Annotated in this window: 12 protein-coding genes, 2 tRNA genes and 3 rRNA genes; 8 read left to right on the forward strand and 9 right to left on the reverse strand. The window is 46.6% G+C overall.

Annotated features, from left to right (window positions below; genetic code table 11):
* The first annotated feature begins 68 nt into the window (after positions 1-68).
* From hflX to PGW99_RS09205, 3 genes are read left to right on the forward strand one after another with little or no spacing between them, the layout of a single operon-like run.
* Positions 69-1,409: a ribosome rescue GTPase HflX gene (gene hflX, locus PGW99_RS09195; protein ID WP_273777374.1), complete on the forward strand. Its 1,341-nt coding sequence runs from the start codon at positions 69-71 to the stop codon at positions 1,407-1,409.
* 35 nt (positions 1,410-1,444) lie between these two features.
* The gene (locus PGW99_RS09200; RefSeq protein ID WP_273777375.1) at positions 1,445-1,816 is read left to right on the forward strand and encodes a hypothetical protein; all 372 of its coding nucleotides are present in this window, start codon (positions 1,445-1,447) and stop codon (positions 1,814-1,816) included.
* Positions 1,817-1,828: 12 nt separating this feature from the next.
* Complete coding sequence (locus PGW99_RS09205; protein ID WP_273777376.1) at positions 1,829-2,497, forward strand: LrgB family protein; 669 nt, start codon at positions 1,829-1,831, stop codon at positions 2,495-2,497.
* 48 nt (positions 2,498-2,545) lie between these two features.
* Here the strand turns inward: PGW99_RS09205 and PGW99_RS09210 are convergent, their stop codons facing one another.
* The 3 genes from PGW99_RS09210 to pdxA are packed head-to-tail and all read right to left on the reverse strand — an operon-like array spanning position 2,546 to position 5,188.
* Entirely contained in the window at positions 2,546-3,385 is an 840-nt protein-coding gene (locus PGW99_RS09210; RefSeq protein WP_273777377.1) for a symmetrical bis(5'-nucleosyl)-tetraphosphatase, read from the reverse strand.
* A gap of 1 nt (position 3,386) precedes the next feature.
* Positions 3,387-4,199 carry a 16S rRNA (adenine(1518)-N(6)/adenine(1519)-N(6))-dimethyltransferase RsmA gene (rsmA, locus tag PGW99_RS09215; RefSeq protein WP_273777378.1) on the reverse strand — a complete coding sequence of 271 codons (813 nt, stop codon included), beginning with the start codon at positions 4,197-4,199 and terminating at the stop codon, positions 3,387-3,389.
* Positions 4,200-4,219: 20 nt separating this feature from the next.
* Positions 4,220-5,188, reverse strand: a complete 969-nt coding sequence (gene pdxA / locus PGW99_RS09220; protein ID WP_273777379.1) for a 4-hydroxythreonine-4-phosphate dehydrogenase PdxA — start codon at positions 5,186-5,188, stop codon at positions 4,220-4,222.
* A gap of 219 nt (positions 5,189-5,407) precedes the next feature.
* Between pdxA and rplM the strand changes: the two genes are divergently transcribed.
* The 5 genes from rplM (at position 5,408) to PGW99_RS09245 (ending at position 8,170) form a co-directional block, all read left to right on the forward strand.
* Positions 5,408-5,836 carry a 50S ribosomal protein L13 gene (gene rplM, locus PGW99_RS09225; RefSeq protein WP_273777380.1) on the forward strand — a complete coding sequence of 143 codons (429 nt, stop codon included), beginning with the start codon at positions 5,408-5,410 and terminating at the stop codon, positions 5,834-5,836.
* 12 nt (positions 5,837-5,848) lie between these two features.
* The gene (rpsI, locus tag PGW99_RS09230; protein WP_273777382.1) at positions 5,849-6,235 is read left to right on the forward strand and encodes a 30S ribosomal protein S9; all 387 of its coding nucleotides are present in this window, start codon (positions 5,849-5,851) and stop codon (positions 6,233-6,235) included.
* Between the two features lie 169 nt (positions 6,236-6,404).
* Complete coding sequence (locus PGW99_RS09235) at positions 6,405-7,055, forward strand: glutathione S-transferase N-terminal domain-containing protein (RefSeq protein ID WP_273777384.1); 651 nt, start codon at positions 6,405-6,407, stop codon at positions 7,053-7,055.
* Between the two features lie 12 nt (positions 7,056-7,067).
* Complete coding sequence (locus PGW99_RS09240; RefSeq protein WP_273777386.1) at positions 7,068-7,496, forward strand: ClpXP protease specificity-enhancing factor; 429 nt, start codon at positions 7,068-7,070, stop codon at positions 7,494-7,496.
* Positions 7,497-7,516: 20 nt separating this feature from the next.
* Positions 7,517-8,170: a hypothetical protein gene (locus tag PGW99_RS09245; protein ID WP_273777388.1), complete on the forward strand. Its 654-nt coding sequence runs from the start codon at positions 7,517-7,519 to the stop codon at positions 8,168-8,170.
* A gap of 102 nt (positions 8,171-8,272) precedes the next feature.
* Here PGW99_RS09245 and PGW99_RS09250 read toward each other — a convergent pair whose 3' ends face one another.
* The 6 genes from PGW99_RS09250 to PGW99_RS09275 form a co-directional block, all read right to left on the reverse strand.
* Positions 8,273-9,634, reverse strand: coding sequence for an MFS transporter (locus PGW99_RS09250; protein ID WP_273777390.1), 1,362 nt, complete (start codon positions 9,632-9,634; stop codon positions 8,273-8,275).
* A 373-nt stretch (positions 9,635-10,007) separates the two neighbouring features.
* Positions 10,008-10,122 (reverse strand): 5S ribosomal RNA (gene rrf / locus PGW99_RS09255).
* A 170-nt stretch (positions 10,123-10,292) separates the two neighbouring features.
* Positions 10,293-13,179, reverse strand: a 23S ribosomal RNA gene (locus PGW99_RS09260).
* 372 nt (positions 13,180-13,551) lie between these two features.
* Positions 13,552-13,627 (reverse strand) — tRNA-Ala (locus PGW99_RS09265).
* A gap of 38 nt (positions 13,628-13,665) precedes the next feature.
* Positions 13,666-13,742: transfer RNA gene (locus PGW99_RS09270), tRNA-Ile, on the reverse strand.
* A 61-nt stretch (positions 13,743-13,803) separates the two neighbouring features.
* Positions 13,804-15,340 (reverse strand): 16S ribosomal RNA (locus PGW99_RS09275).
* The 16S, 23S and 5S rRNA genes sit together here with 2 tRNA genes alongside, the layout of an rRNA operon.
* Between the last annotated feature and the right edge of the window lie 394 nt (positions 15,341-15,734).

Raw genomic sequence — 15,734 nt, forward strand, 5'->3', positions numbered from 1 at the left:
AAAGCTCCTGAACAGGCTGCTTTTCCTCTAGAATAAGATTTTTCACCTCGTACAGAGTCTAAACATCCGTGGAACCAATTGAGCAACCTCAAGGTGTAGAACGCGCTATCCTGGTCAGCGTATCAGTACAAATGCTGGAAGATATTGATGCAGAAGAATTCAATCTACTGGCACAGTCTGCAGGTGCAGAGGTCATCGAGCATCTGCAGGTGCAACGCATCAAGCCGGACCCAAAACTGTTTATTGGCTCGGGCAAGACCGATGAAATTGCCGAATTGGTGAAACAGCAGGAAGCCAGTCTGGTCATTTTTGACCACACTTTGTCCCCTGCACAAGAGCGTAATCTGGAACGGGTATTGCAATGCCGCGTCATTGACCGTACGGGGTTAATTCTGGATATTTTTGCCCAGCGCGCCCGCACCCATGAAGGTAAACTGCAGGTCGAACTGGCACAACTGGAATATCTGTCGACGCGTTTGGTCCGGGGCTGGAGCAATCTAGAGCGACAAAAAGGCGGGATCGGCTTACGCGGTCCCGGTGAAAAACAACTGGAAACAGACCGACGTCTGTTAAGGATTCGTGTCGGACAGCTCAAAGAACGTCTGGAAAAAGTCCGGAAAACCCGTATTCAGGGCCGTGCAGCACGACAAAAAGCCGCTGTGCCAACCGTCTCACTGGTTGGTTATACCAATGCAGGTAAATCTACCCTGTTTAACACCTTGGCCAACAGCAATGTCTATGCCGCTAACCAGCTCTTTGCCACGCTTGATCCAACGCTACGCCGTTTGCAGTGGGATGGGATTGGTACCGTCGTACTGGCCGATACCGTAGGCTTTGTCCGCAACCTGCAGCACGGTCTGGTCGAATCTTTCAAAGCCACTCTGGAAGAAGTACTTGAGGCGACACTGCTCCTGCACGTGATTGATAGCAGCAGTCCAGACATGCTGGAGCAGATTGAAGCCGTCGAAAAAGTGCTAAAAGAAATTGGTGCGAATGTTCCGGTACTACGCGTCTATAACAAGATTGACCAGAGTGGCGAAGAAGCAAAAATCGTCTATCGTGGTCCGCACCTTCCTGATCGTGTCTATGTTTCTGCCCATAGCGGTCAAGGTCTGGATTTACTGCGTCAGGCCGTGCAGGAATGTCTGCTTGGCCAGTTGCAGACCTTTGATCTGGTGCTGCAACCCGCTTATAACAAGTTACGTACCCAACTCTATACGCTAAACGTCATTCAATCCGAACAGTATGATGAGGTTGGCAATCTGCATCTGCAAGTCAGCATGGCGCCCGATAAATTGCAGCAGCTGATCCGGCAGGCCAATTTACCGATTGATGAAATTCTTGGCACGGCAGCACAGCAATTCAAAAGACCACTAGAAGAATTTGAAATCCAGGATCAGATCGGTTAAAACGTGAAACGTCAGGTTTAAAAGTAGCAGCAGACATGGATGCAATAAAAAAATTGGATTGGCCAGCCTGGATTGGCACACTGGCATTGATCGTGATTTTTCGCGAAGCAGCAGTGGCATTGATGGGGTTATTTCATCATCCTGAACTGGGCAATCTGGTCGGGCTGATCAGCTTACTGATCGTGCTCGGCACATGGCGTAAATTCAAAAAACTCCCGCTGCGTCTGGTCGATACCAACAACCGCCTCATGAAAGAAAGTGGCTTTGCCTTTTTACCGATCTGTGCTGGCTCATTGTTGATGCTGGTGCAGATGGGCAAAGAAATTCCCTTGTTCCTGCTGGTCATGTTTGTCAGCACCTTAATTCCGTTGTGGCTGTATGCGCGCATGGCGAAACAGTGGTTATAGGAAATATCCCTCATGTTGACAATTTTTTCCGGCTTTCTGATCACCCTCGTATGTTATCTGCTAGCCAAACCGGTAAACCGTAAGTTTCCGCAAATTCCTTTAATCGTGATCGGCATGTGCCTGGTCATTCTGGCTCTTTCCCTACTGGGCATTCCGTATCAACAATATATGCAACAGGTCGATCCGCTGTTTAACCATCTGCTGGGTTATGTCACGGTGGCTTTGGCTATTCCGCTGGCCGCCATGCGCTATGATGATTTGCCCTTGAAAGCACTGGCGGGAATTCTGGTCTTTGCCAGTATCAGTGCAGTTGCCCTGCCGATGGGACTCGCCTATCTGCTACATATGTCTGAACCAACGATTTTGGCATTCGCCACCCGTGCCGTCACGACACCGATTGCCATCAATATTGCAACCTTGCTACATGCCCCATTGGCCATGGTGACCTTGATCGTGATTTTATCCGGCGTGATTGGGGCCGCATTTTCACCGTGGATTTTACGTCATATCAATGATGAACGTGCCTCGGGGCTGGCCTTGGGCTTGGCGGCACATGCGATTGGTACGGCACAAGCCTGGCAGCGTGGAGCCGTTGCCGGTCGTTATGCCGCTTTTGGTATGGCACTGAATGGCGTCTTTACTGCCATCTGGCTGCCCACCTTTATGCTCTCGCTGGGATAAAAAAACCCGTTGCTCAGCAACGGGTTTTTCTTATTCATCCATTTCACATCAAGCCAGTGGGTTACTCACTTTAAACAGCTGCTGATCTTCCAAACGATAGGCAATCAAGTCTTTACCCCAGACACAGCCACCATCAACATTCTGGATTTGTTCATTAATGGTTTTGCCTTCAAGTGCAGCCCAATGACCAAACACCAGTTGATGGGTTTTGGCTGCACGATTGTCGAATTCAAACCAAGGCTGGAAACCTTCTGGCATTGGGTCATCTAGAGATTCTTTAAAACTGAATTCCAGACGGCCTTCGGCATCGGTTAAACGCATACGGGTCAAATAATTGGTAATGACACGTAAGCGCTCGTTACCTTTCAGGTCATGCGTCCAGACGTTCGGTTGTGACCCGTACATTTCTACCAAGAAACGGTCTAAAACCGATAAATCCTCATGTCCGATATGTTGCTGTACTTCGCGAGCTAGCTCAGCAGCTTGATCCGCCGTCCAGATATTGGGTACACCGGCATGGGTCAAAATTACATTATCTTTCGGAAACAGGCACAACGGCTGGCGACGCAACCAGTCAATCAACTCATCACTGTCTATCGCATCAATCACATCACGGGTATTGTCTTTGTCCTTGATGTTTTTCAGTCCACGTGCGCAAGCGATCAGGGTTAAATCATGATTGCCGAGTACGGTGGCCGCTGCGCCCTGCTCGGACAGTTTTTTCACAAAGCGCAAAGCCCCCAAAGAATTCTCACCCCGTGCCACCAGATCACCGGCAAACCAGAGAAAATCCTGGGCGGGATCAAAGCGGATTTCTTTCAGCAAGGCTTTGAGCGCTTCGAAACAGCCTTGCAAATCCCCAATCACATAATTGTAGCGTGCTGCCATGTTAAGCCACCATTTGATCTGAAAGTGCCACGAACTGGCTCAAGCTCAAGGTTTCCGGACGCGCCATTGGGTCTACCCCTGCTTTTTCAAAACCATCTTCCACCAGCATACCTTTCAGGCTATTACGCAGCGTTTTACGACGCTGGGTAAACACATGCGCTACCAAACGGGCCAAGGCTTTTTCATTTTTGGCCACCACCGGTTTCACTGCATGCGGTACCAGGCGGAACACGGCACTGGTCACTTTCGGTGGTGGATTGAAAGAACCCGGAGGTACTTCAAATAAAAACGTTGGCTGGCAGAAATACTGAATCATCACCGATAAGCGACCATATTCTTTGGTATTTGGTTCTGCGGTAATGCGATCCACCACTTCTTTTTGCAGCATGAAGTGCATATCTTTGACTTTGTCACCAAAGTCCAAAAGATGAAACAATAGTGGAGTAGAAATGTTATACGGCAGGTTTCCTACGATACGCAGTGGACGGCCTTCCTGATACAGCTCGGAAAAATCATATTTCAACGCATCGGCTTCCACGATGGTCAAACGCTCTGGATAAGGCACACGTCCCGGCAAACCCGCCGCAAGATCACGGTCCAGTTCGATCACAGTCAGGGCATCACATTCACCAATCAGTGGTGACGTCAATGCAGCCAGACCGGGGCCGATTTCCACCACATTATCCCCCGGACGAGGGTTCACCGAGCGCACGATCTTGGCAATCACCCGCTGGTCATGCAAGAAATTCTGGCCAAAACGTTTACGAGCCTGATGCCCTTCATCTTTAGGGTTTAGGGCATTAATCTGATACATACAACATTTCCAACATGAAATTAATGACGGGCAAGATCCAAAGCCAAATCAACAGCCACATTCAGACTAGAACTTTTAGCCTGTCCACTCCCTGCAAGTGAGAGTGCTGTGCCATGATCGACCGAAGTCCGGATAAACGGCAAGCCGAGGGTAATATTAATTGCTTCACCAAAGCCTTGCGATTTTAGCACAGGTAAACCCTGATCATGGTACATGGCCAAAACAGCATCTGCATGTTTTAGATTTTCTGCAGTGAATAGGGTATCAGCTGGCAGACTCAAGCTCAGATTCATGCCTTGTTTACGATAGGCTTGCAGTACCGGATTGATCACTTCGATCTCTTCACGGCCCAGATAACCGCCTTCTCCTGCATGTGGATTCAGGCCACACACCAGAATTCGAGGCTGCGCAATTTTAAATTTGGTTGTTAAATCATGCAGCAAGATATCAATCACCTGATGCAGACGCTCAGACGTAATCGCATCAGGAACTGCCCGTAGCGGCAAATGGGTGGTGACCAGTGCCACACGCAAGGTTTTGGTGGCCAGCATCATGACCACACGTGGTACACCGGCAAATTCCTGGTAATACTCGGTATGACCACTAAAAGCGATCCCTGCCTCATTAATCACCGATTTTTGTACCGGCGCCGTTGCCACCCCGACACTTTTCCCGGACATGGCATAGTCTGCTGAACGATGCAGTTGTTCTAATACATAAGCGGCATTTTCGGCATTTAATACCCCAGCTTGAACCGGTTGTGCCAAAGCCACATGCTCCACATATAACGTGCCCTGTGCTGCGGATTCAGACTGGCCAACGTAATCGATCAGCTCAACCTTTAAACCCAGTTGTGCCGCACGCACGTGCAGCAAGTCCCGGTCTGCCAATACAACGATTGGGCGTTCATCGACACGTTGTGCTAGGCTCAAACAAATATCTGGACCGATCCCGGCCGGTTCCCCGCTAGTAACATAAAGTGGCAGCACGACTTGATTCCGTGAATTCTCTAGACTATTTTATTATACGGCTGAATAGAAAAGAATGCGGTGTCGAATGGCTTCCTTTTGTAGCGTTAGGCTTTTATAATAACCGACCTGAAAATGTGATATTTTCGTTGTGATTCTACCGATTATCGGGTAGAATTCGCTCTCCTTTTTGTTTGGACTGTTTCCTTGTCCAAACCAACTATAATAGGTAGTGGTTGAATGAAAACTCTCAGCGCGAAGCCAGCTGAAGTACAACACGACTGGTATGTTGTTGATGCTTCTGGCAAAACTCTTGGTCGTTTAGCGACTGAAATCGCTCGTCGTTTACGCGGTAAGCACAAAACTTCTTATACTCCTCACGTTGACACCGGTGACTACATCGTTGTAATCAATGCTGAGCAAGTTCAAGTGACTGGTAACAAAGCACTTGATAAAAAATACTATCGCCACACTGAATTCCCAGGCGGTTTAAAAGAAACTAATTTCGAAAAATTAGTTGCTCACAAGCCTGAAGAAATCTTCCAACGCGCTGTGAAAGGCATGTTGCCAAAAGGTCCTCTTGGTTATGCAATGATCAAGAAGATGAAAGTGTACGCTGGTAGCGAACATCCACACGCGGCTCAACAGCCACAAGTTTTGGACATCTAAGGGATAAAGCACATGGCAACTAATTATGGTACAGGTCGCCGTAAGACCGCAACTGCACGTGTTTTCTTATCAGCTGGTACTGGTAAACTTGTTATCAACAACCGCACCCTAGAGCAATATTTCGGCCGTGAAACTGCTCGTATGGTTGTACGTCAGCCTCTAGAACTTCTAGACGTAGCTGAAAAGTACGACCTTTACATCACTGTTAAAGGTGGCGGTATCGGTGGTCAAGCAGGTGCAATCCGTCACGGTATCACTCGTGCATTGATCGCTTCTGACGAAACGCTAAAACCAACGCTTCGTCAAGCTGGTTTCGTTACTCGTGATGCTCGTGAAGTTGAACGTAAGAAACTTGGTTTACGTAAAGCACGTAAACGTCCTCAATTCTCTAAACGTTAATTCGTTTACCGAATCGGACCAAAAAAGCCTTGGATTATTCCAAGGCTTTTTTTATGGCTGAACATCATTGCACTACTCGTACAGCCTGATCTCCCCCTCAGCAATCTAAGATGATTTTATCGCTGATTTTTAGTATCCTAGTGTATTGATTTTTCGGCTCCTTTGGATTATGTCTTTAGAAAACACCCCGGTTCAAGGAATTACCCTGTATAGTCATGCAGATGATTTTCGTTGCCACTGGATCCGTTTCCTGCTCGCTGAAAAACAAATCAAATTCCAGCTCATTCTGGTCGATCATGAAGATGAAGACCTTGCCAGCTTAAACCCTTACAATCAGCTGCCGATGTTGATTGAGCAAGACCTTAAACTGTTCAACACCAGTATTATTGCCGAGTATATCGACGACCGTTACCGACAAAACAAACTCTATGCTGATGCGCCAATGCCACGTGCAGAACAACGTCAGTATATCTGGCGCCTAGAGCAAGATTGGCTGCGTCTTGCAGATATTATGCTCAAACACCGTGACAGTCTTGATCCTATTGCTAAAAGCCAAGCACAAAAAGAATTACGCGATACACTCATCTCACTGACCCCCTTATTTCAGCATTATCCTTACTTTATGTCAGAAACCTTTACAATTTTAGATTGCATGCTGGCACCCATTTTTCTACGTTTAAAAGAGATGGGCATCGAATTGCCTGCACAACACTGTCGCCCGATTCTGTTGTATTGCCAACGGGTATTTCAACGTCCGGCTTTTATCAAATCCATGACCCTGCAAGAAAAAAACCGCTATAGTGATCTATTAGCTTCGTAAACGAGTAACCTCATGTCAGAACAAGAATTCAATCTCAGCCCAACCCGTCCTTACCTGGCACGTGCAATCTATGAGTGGATCTGTGATAACCAGCTCACCCCCTATTTACTGGTTGATGCTACACAACCCAACACCATGGTACCTGAACAGTTTGTGAAGGATGGTCAGATTGTCCTCAACATTGCCCCTCATGCCGTACATCAATTCCACATAAGTAATGAAGCCATCAGCTTCTCAGCACGCTTTGGCGGCGTTGCACGTGATCTTTATATTCCGATCCAGGCAGTACTCGGTATTTATGCCCGGGAAAACAGTCAGGGACTGTTTTTTGATCCTGAAGAATATGCACATATTCAGTCAGAAGAAAATCCTCTACAATCAGAATCAGCCGAAGAGACTGATACAGCAAAGAAAAAACCAAATTTAAGAATTCTCGATTAACAATAACAGCGGAGTAAATGATGGCTTTTGATTTAGTACAATATTTTGCGGAGCAGATTAAAATCCAAAAGCCTCAGCTGCTACGTGATTTCACACCTGAGCAACAACATCAATATGTATCTGATATTAATGCCCTAACTTTAGGCAAACTGATCAGCCTATGGCGACATGATGAAAATGCTCTTTATCAGGAGATTCGCTCACAGGATCAGCTCTACATTCAGGAAATTGCGCGTCGCTTAACAACAACCCCTAAAAACCAGTCATCTCTGGATAAAATCCAGCTTGAGCATCTGATCTCTGAAGTCTTGACCTTGCAATTGGCCGAAATCAAGCAACTTGATGATACCGCCCACTTTGGTCCAGCGGGTTTAGCGGAGCTGCTGCTTGGACAAATCGAACATCTTGCTGGCCAAGCAGATGACTGGGTTTGGTCAACAAATGAACTAACCGAACTGATCGGCTCTAAACCGATTGCTCAAGAAACGGTATCATTGGAAGAAACAATGAAGGAGTTTCATCAAATGGTTCAACAAGCCGATACCCACCACGAAGAAGTTAATTCAACAGAAAACAGCCCACTTGTACCTGTTTGGTCAAATATCCTGGCTCCTGTTGTCGCTTTAGCCATTATTGCCTATTTGTATTGCCAAATGAGCCAGTTGTTTAACTAAAAATATGATGGCTCAAAGGCTCCTCAACAGGAGCCTTTATTTTTGTATAAACAAAAAACCAGTCAATGATGACTGGTTTTTGTTTGATATCAAAACTACGGATTATTTTTCAGCAGAATAACTCACAACATGCGGTTGAGCTATGGGTGCTTTACCATCTTCAAATGCTTTACGTTTGATCAGGATCACAGCCGCTGCAGCCAAGATACATGGAATCGCAATTGCCAAGAAATTCATCTGGTGTGGCAGTTTCATCGCAAGTAAAGCACCGGTCAAAACTGGACCAACAATCGCGCCAATACGGCCTACCGCAGATGCCCAACCAATACCGGTTGAACGCACGCTGAGTGGATAGAATTGCGCAACATAGCTATATAGTAGAATTTGTGAACCGATACTTGCAGCACCAGCAATTGCAACCAAGAGATACAGTACAGGTTGTGGTGAATTGAAACCGAGACCAACCAAAGCAAGTGCACCAGAGATTAACATGGTGATAATCACTGGCTTAAGATGGAATTTGTCTGCCAAGATACCACCACCCACTGCGCCTAACATCGCTCCAACGTTTAGTGCAAGCAAGAAAGACAAGCTTGTTCCTAAAGAATAACCTGCTGCAATCATCAATTTTGGCAACCAACTGCCTAGTGCATAAACGATCAATAAGCACATGAAGAAGGAAACCCAGAACAAGAATGTACTGATTGCACGACCATTTTGGAATAATGCTTTTACTGGTGCACCTTCAGGAGTCTGCTCTTCATTCAGTACAAGTTGCGTATCCTTCGCCACAACTTCTGGTGTAATTTTCTGGAAAATAGTATGCGCTTTCTCTGTATGACCTTTTTTCACCAAATAGGTCAGAGATTCAGGCAAAAATTTCCAGATGATTGGCAAAAGCAGCAATGGAATACCCGCAAGATTAAACATAATTTGCCAGCCATGATCTGCAATTAATAATTTGCCTAATACTGCAGATAAAATACCACCTACAGCATAGCCACTAAACATCACAGCAACGAGCGTTGCACGCATCTTTTTCGGTGCGTATTCTGAGGTTAGGGCAACAAGGTTAGGCATTACCCCACCAATCCCTAAACCAGCTACAAAACGCAATAGACCGAACTCAACAGGACCTGAAGCAAAAGATCCTAAAAATGTAAAACCACTAAATAGGGCCACACAAATCAAGATCACATTCTTACGGCCAATTTTATCCGCAAGCATACCGAAGAGCATGGCACCAAACATCATCCCGGTTAATGCGGCACTTGCCAACATACCCGCTTGGACTGAGGTTAATGCCCATTCTTCCATTAACAGAGGTAATGCAACCCCATAAATAATCAGATCATAGCCATCAAAGATAATAATCATTAAGCACCATAAAACGACACTTAAGTGAAATGGCGTGAATTTGGCCTTATCAATTACAGCATTTACATTTATTGTTTGAGCTGTCATATGCACTCACCTCCTATTTGTGAGAGTTTATTATTTATCTAACAATGTGCGAACTGCTACACACTGTCTAAAACCTTAAAGGTATATTTTTATACTTTAAATGCATAAAGCTGTTTTATCCTGATAAACAGCTTCATATCATCTGATATTTTTTAACCAATTTTAGAGAAAAACACAACCAAAATAATGAACCATGATTTATTTTTTTTAGGAATCCTAAGCTTATGAGAAACTTAAGGGATCAATACAACTAAAGTTAGCTTGAATAATTTCTTAATACACAAAATTAGACTTGATTTTAATTATTTTCTAAATAATTTCCCAAAATAAAAACCCCCACCATATTTAATGGTGGGGGTTTTTAGGAATAATGAGCTGGCGATGACTTACTCTCACATGGGTAACCCCACACTACCATCAGCGCGAAGAGGTTTCACTTCTGAGTTCGGGAAGGGATCAGGTGGTTCACTCTTGCTATTGTCGCCAGCACAACTGTTATGGTTTTCAGTGGTCTTACTTGATGCCACTTAGTTACCAAATCTTGAACAGATTGGGCTGTATTGAATCTTACTTTAAGGTGTTCATTTTAGCTTTAGTTTTAACTAAATCAAGTATTTATGATGAATCTAGCTTGATACAACAACTGTTTGGGTGTTGTATAGTCAAGCCTCACGATCAATTAGTATTGGTCAGCTTCACATATCACTATGCTTCCACATCCAACCTATCAACGTCCTAGTCTTGAACGGATCTTTAGAGGACATAAAGTCCTAGGGAAATCTTATCTTGAGGTAGGCTTCCCGCTTAGATGCTTTCAGCGGTTATCCCTTCCGAACATAGCTACCCGGCGATGCGACTGGCGTCACAACCGGTACACCAGAGGTTCGTCCACTCTGGTCCTCTCGTACTAGGAGCAGATCCTCTCAAATTTCCAGCGCCCACGGTAGATAGGGACCGAACTGTCTCACGACGTTCTAAACCCAGCTCGCGTACCTCTTTAAATGGCGAACAGCCATACCCTTGGGACCTGCTTCAGCCCCAGGATGAGATGAGCCGACATCGAGGTGCCAAACACCGCCGTCGATATGAACTCTTGGGCGGTATCAGCCTGTTATCCCCAGAGTACCTTTTATCCGTTGAGCGATGGCCCTTCCATACAGAACCACCGGATCACTAAGACCTACTTTCGTACCTGCTCGACTTGTGGGTCTCGCAGTTAAGCGCGCTTTTGCCTTTATACTCTACGCGTGATTTCCGACCACGCTGAGCGCACCTTCGTACTCCTCCGTTACTCTTTAGGAGGAGACCGCCCCAGTCAAACTACCCACCAGACATGGTCCTCGACCCAGATTATGGGTCAGAGTTAGAACCTCAACATTACCAGGGTGGTATTTCAAGGACGGCTCCATTGGAACTGGCGTTCCAACTTCAAAGCCTCCCACCTATCCTACACAAGTAAGGTCAAAGTTCAATGTCAAGCTGCAGTAAAGGTTCACGGGGTCTTTCCGTCTAGCCGCGGGTACACTGCATCTTCACAGCGATTTCGATTTCACTGAGCCTCTGCTGGAGACAGCGCCGCCATCATTATGCCATTCGTGCAGGTCGGAACTTACCCGACAAGGAATTTCGCTACCTTAGGACCGTTATAGTTACGGCCGCCGTTTACTGGGGCTTCGATCAAGAGCTTCGCTTACGCTAACCCCATCAATTAACCTTCCAGCACCGGGCAGGCATCACACCCTATACGTCCACTTTCGTGTTTGCAGAGTGCTATGTTTTTAATAAACAGTTGCAGCGGCCTGGTTTCTGTGGCTGCCAGCAGCTCAAGGAGCAAGTCCTATCACCGCCGGCAGCGTACCTTCTCCCGAAGTTACGGTACCATTTTGCCTAGTTCCTTCAGCAGAGTTCTCTCAAGCGCCTTGGTCTACTCGACCTGACCACCTGTGTCGGTTTCGGGTACGATTCCTGTGTAACTGAAGCTTAGAGACTTTTCCTGGAAGCATGGTATCAGCCACTTCACTGTACAAGTACAGCTTGCTATCAGATCTCAGCATAGAGTACCCCGGATTTGCCTAAGATACATGCCTACATCCTTTCACCTGGACAACCAACGCCAGGCTGACTTAACCTTCTCCGTCCTCTCATCGCATTACACAGAAGTATTGGAATATTAACCAATTTCCCATCGACTACGCCTTTCGGCCTCGCCTTAGGGGTCGACTCACCCAGCCCCGATTAACGTTGGACTGGAACCCTTGGTCTTTCGGCGAACGGGTTTTTCACCCGTTTTGTCGTTACTCACGTCAGCATTCGCACTTCTGATACCTCCAGCAGACTTCTCAATCCACCTTCATCGGCTTACAGAACGCTCCCCTACCACGCATACAAAGTATACATCCGCAGCTTCGGCACATAGTTTTAGCCCCGTTACATCTTCCGCGCAGGCCGACTCGACTAGTGAGCTATTACGCTTTCTTTAAAGGGTGGCTGCTTCTAAGCCAACCTCCTAGCTGTCTATGCCTTCCCACATCGTTTCCCACTTAACTATGATTTTGGGGCCTTAGCTGGCGGTCTGGATTGTTTTCCTCTTGACTACGGACGTTAGCACCCGCAGTCTGTCTCCCGGATAGTACTCATAGGTATTCGGAGTTTGCATCGGTTTGGTAAGTCGGGATGACCCCCTAGCCGAAACAGTGCTCTACCCCCTATGGTATTCGTCCGAGGCGCTACCTAAATAGCTTTCGGGAGAACCAGCTATCACCGAGTTTGATTAGCCTTTCACCCCTATCCACAAGTCATCCCCCGGCTTTTCAACGACGGTGGGTTCGGTCCTCCAGTTAGTGTTACCCAACCTTCAACCTGCTCATGGATAGATCACCCGGTTTCGGGTCTATACCCAGCAACTAGACGCCCTATTAAGACTCGATTTCTCTACGGCTCCCTATACGGTTAACCTCGCTACTGAATATAAGTCGCTGACCCATTATACAAAAGGTACGCAGTCACACCACGAAGGTGCTCCCACTGCTTGTATGCATGCGGTTTCAGGATCTATTTCACTCCCTCACAGGGGTTCTTTTCGCCTTTCCCTCACGGTACTGGTTCACTATCGGTCAGTCAGGAGTATTTAGCCTTGGAGGATGGTCCCCATATTCAGACAAGGTTTCACGTGCCTCGCCCTACTCGACATCATTATCTAAGCCCTTTCGTGTACAGGACTATCACCCACTATGGTTGCACTTCCCAGAGCATTCCACTAAAACTTAGATAACTTAATGGGCTAGTCCCCGTTCGCTCGCCGCTACTAAGGGAATCTCAATTGATTTCTTTTCCTAAGGGTACTGAGATGTTTCACTTCCCCTCGTTCGCCTTGCATGACTATGTATTCATCATGCAATACCTATCTTATGATAGGTGGGTTCCCCATTCAGATATCTCCGGATCACAGGATATTTGCCGCCTCCCCGAAGCTTTTCGCAGGCTATCACGTCTTTCTTCGCCTCTGACTGCCAAGGCATCCACCACATGCACTTAATTACTTGACTATACAACCCCAAACAGTCGTTAATCCCTACAAGTAGGATCAAGACAGATTAACTAATTACTTAGTCAATCCACAGTTTGTTGCCCGTGCATTTAAGCACTGTACAGCTTCAATCTAAATTCATATACCAAAACGCTTGATTCAGTTAATTTGCTAGTTCTCAATTTCATTCAACATTCACAATTGCTTGCTACTGTCTTCTGAATTGAGTGAACAATTTATTTTAGACTCAATTTTGCCAATCTGTTAATGAATAAACACGCCTTCGTCAGGTCATGCTTAATACCGTGATACTTAAATCACAGAAATTAATAAACATCATCGTATTCATTAAGTTCTGCAATCTTTAGCTTTAGCCTCGTACCGAAATACGTGGTGGAGACTAGGAGAGTCGAACTCCTGACCTCCTGCGTGCAAAGCAGGCGCTCTACCAACTAAGCTAAGTCCCCAGCTATATCATTAGTCAATGTATCGTATGAGTATGTCATGGTGGGTCTGACAAGACTTGAACTTGTGACCCCACGCTTATCAAGCGTGTGCTCTAACCAACTGAGCTACAGACCCTCAGATACATCGTCATGAAGAACAACTTGTTGTGGATTCTTACTAATCGTCAATCTTTCGTTAAGGAGGTGATCCAGCCGCAGGTTCCCCTACGGCTACCTTGTTACGACTTCACCCCAGTCATCGGCCACACCGTGGTAACCGCCCTCTTTGCAGTTAGGCTAGCTACTTCTGGTGCAACAAACTCCCATGGTGTGACGGGCGGTGTGTACAAGGCCCGGGAACGTATTCACCGCGGCATTCTGATCCGCGATTACTAGCGATTCCGACTTCATGGAGTCGAGTTGCAGACTCCAATCCGGACTACGATCGGCTTTTTGAGATTAGCATCACATCGCTGTGTAGCAACCCTTTGTACCGACCATTGTAGCACGTGTGTAGCCCTGGCCGTAAGGGCCATGATGACTTGACGTCGTCCCCGCCTTCCTCCAGTTTGTCACTGGCAGTATCCTTAAAGTTCCCACCCGAAGTGCTGGCAAATAAGGAAAAGGGTTGCGCTCGTTGCGGGACTTAACCCAACATCTCACGACACGAGCTGACGACAGCCATGCAGCACCTGTATGTAAGTTCCCGAAGGCACCAATCCATCTCTGGAAAGTTCTTACTATGTCAAGGCCAGGTAAGGTTCTTCGCGTTGCATCGAATTAAACCACATGCTCCACCGCTTGTGCGGGCCCCCGTCAATTCATTTGAGTTTTAGTCTTGCGACCGTACTCCCCAGGCGGTCTACTTATCGCGTTAGCTGCGCCACTAAAGCCTCAAAGGCCCCAACGGCTAGTAGACATCGTTTACGGCATGGACTACCAGGGTATCTAATCCTGTTTGCTCCCCATGCTTTCGTACCTCAGCGTCAGTATTAGGCCAGATGGCTGCCTTCGCCATCGGTATTCCTCCAGATCTCTACGCATTTCACCGCTACACCTGGAATTCTACCATCCTCTCCCATACTCTAGCTTCCCAGTATCGAATGCAATTCCCAAGTTAAGCTCGGGGATTTCACATCCGACTTAAAAAGCCGCCTACGCACGCTTTACGCCCAGTAAATCCGATTAACGCTCGCACCCTCTGTATTACCGCGGCTGCTGGCACAGAGTTAGCCGGTGCTTATTCTGCGAGTAACGTCCACTTATCCCAGGTATTAACTAGGTAAGCCTCCTCCTCGCTTAAAGTGCTTTACAACCAAAAGGCCTTCTTCACACACGCGGCATGGCTGGATCAGGGTTCCCCCCATTGTCCAATATTCCCCACTGCTGCCTCCCGTAGGAGTCTGGGCCGTGTCTCAGTCCCAGTGTGGCGGATCATCCTCTCAGACCCGCTACAGATCGTCGCCTTGGTAGGCCTTTACCCCACCAACTAGCTAATCCGACTTAGGCTCATCTATTAGCGCAAGGTCCGAAGATCCCCTGCTTTCTCCCGTAGGACGTATGCGGTATTAGCGTTCCTTTCGAAACGTTGTCCCCCACTAATAGGCAGATTCCTAAGCATTACTCACCCGTCCGCCGCTAAGCTAAGGTGCAAGCACCCTCGCTCCGCTCGACTTGCATGTGTTAAGCCTGCCGCCAGCGTTCAATCTGAGCCATGATCAAACTCTTCAGTTTAAAATCATTTGCCACTTTTTCGAAGTGGCCAAATCTGGCTCATTAATCTTACTGACTAAAAATTCGCTCAAATAAACTTCGAGTAATTTCTACCAATTCAATCAATGATAATATATCGATCAATCAACCAGTAAAAATCCACACAAGTTGTTCTTCATAATCTCTTAATGATCTTCTCGATGCTTCGTCAGCATCAAGCTAGGTCGGCTATACTACTCTGTTTATCCAGAATGTCAACTCTTAAATTTAACTTATTTCCAATCGATTGATTTTCAACAAGTTTTATTCAACAGCGCCGCCGATGGATTCGCATTATAGACGATAAAATCAGGAGCACAACCCCTTTTTGAAATAAAAGTTCTTTTTGTCTTTTTTTTGCACATTTTCCGTTTTT

Source organism: Acinetobacter sp. GSS19 (assembly GCF_028621895.1).
In the GTDB taxonomy this organism is placed as follows: domain Bacteria; phylum Pseudomonadota; class Gammaproteobacteria; order Pseudomonadales; family Moraxellaceae; genus Acinetobacter.

What these genes read in the sequence shown, in the direction of transcription:
- PGW99_RS09200 (WP_273777375.1), top strand. Translation starts at nt 1,445, where the DNA reads ATGGATGCAATAAAAAAATTGGATTGGCCAGCCTGGATTGGCACACTG.
- PGW99_RS09205 (WP_273777376.1), top strand. Translation starts at nt 1,829, where the DNA reads ATGTTGACAATTTTTTCCGGCTTTCTGATCACCCTCGTATGTTATCTG.
- PGW99_RS09210 (WP_273777377.1), bottom strand. Translation starts at nt 3,385, where the DNA reads ATGGCAGCACGCTACAATTATGTGATTGGGGATTTGCAAGGCTGTTTC.
- rsmA (WP_273777378.1), bottom strand. Translation starts at nt 4,199, where the DNA reads ATGTATCAGATTAATGCCCTAAACCCTAAAGATGAAGGGCATCAGGCT.
- rplM (WP_273777380.1), top strand. Translation starts at nt 5,408, where the DNA reads ATGAAAACTCTCAGCGCGAAGCCAGCTGAAGTACAACACGACTGGTAT.
- rpsI (WP_273777382.1), top strand. Translation starts at nt 5,849, where the DNA reads ATGGCAACTAATTATGGTACAGGTCGCCGTAAGACCGCAACTGCACGT.
- PGW99_RS09235 (WP_273777384.1), top strand. Translation starts at nt 6,405, where the DNA reads ATGTCTTTAGAAAACACCCCGGTTCAAGGAATTACCCTGTATAGTCAT.
- PGW99_RS09240 (WP_273777386.1), top strand. Translation starts at nt 7,068, where the DNA reads ATGTCAGAACAAGAATTCAATCTCAGCCCAACCCGTCCTTACCTGGCA.
- PGW99_RS09245 (WP_273777388.1), top strand. Translation starts at nt 7,517, where the DNA reads ATGGCTTTTGATTTAGTACAATATTTTGCGGAGCAGATTAAAATCCAA.
- PGW99_RS09250 (WP_273777390.1), bottom strand. Translation starts at nt 9,634, where the DNA reads ATGACAGCTCAAACAATAAATGTAAATGCTGTAATTGATAAGGCCAAA.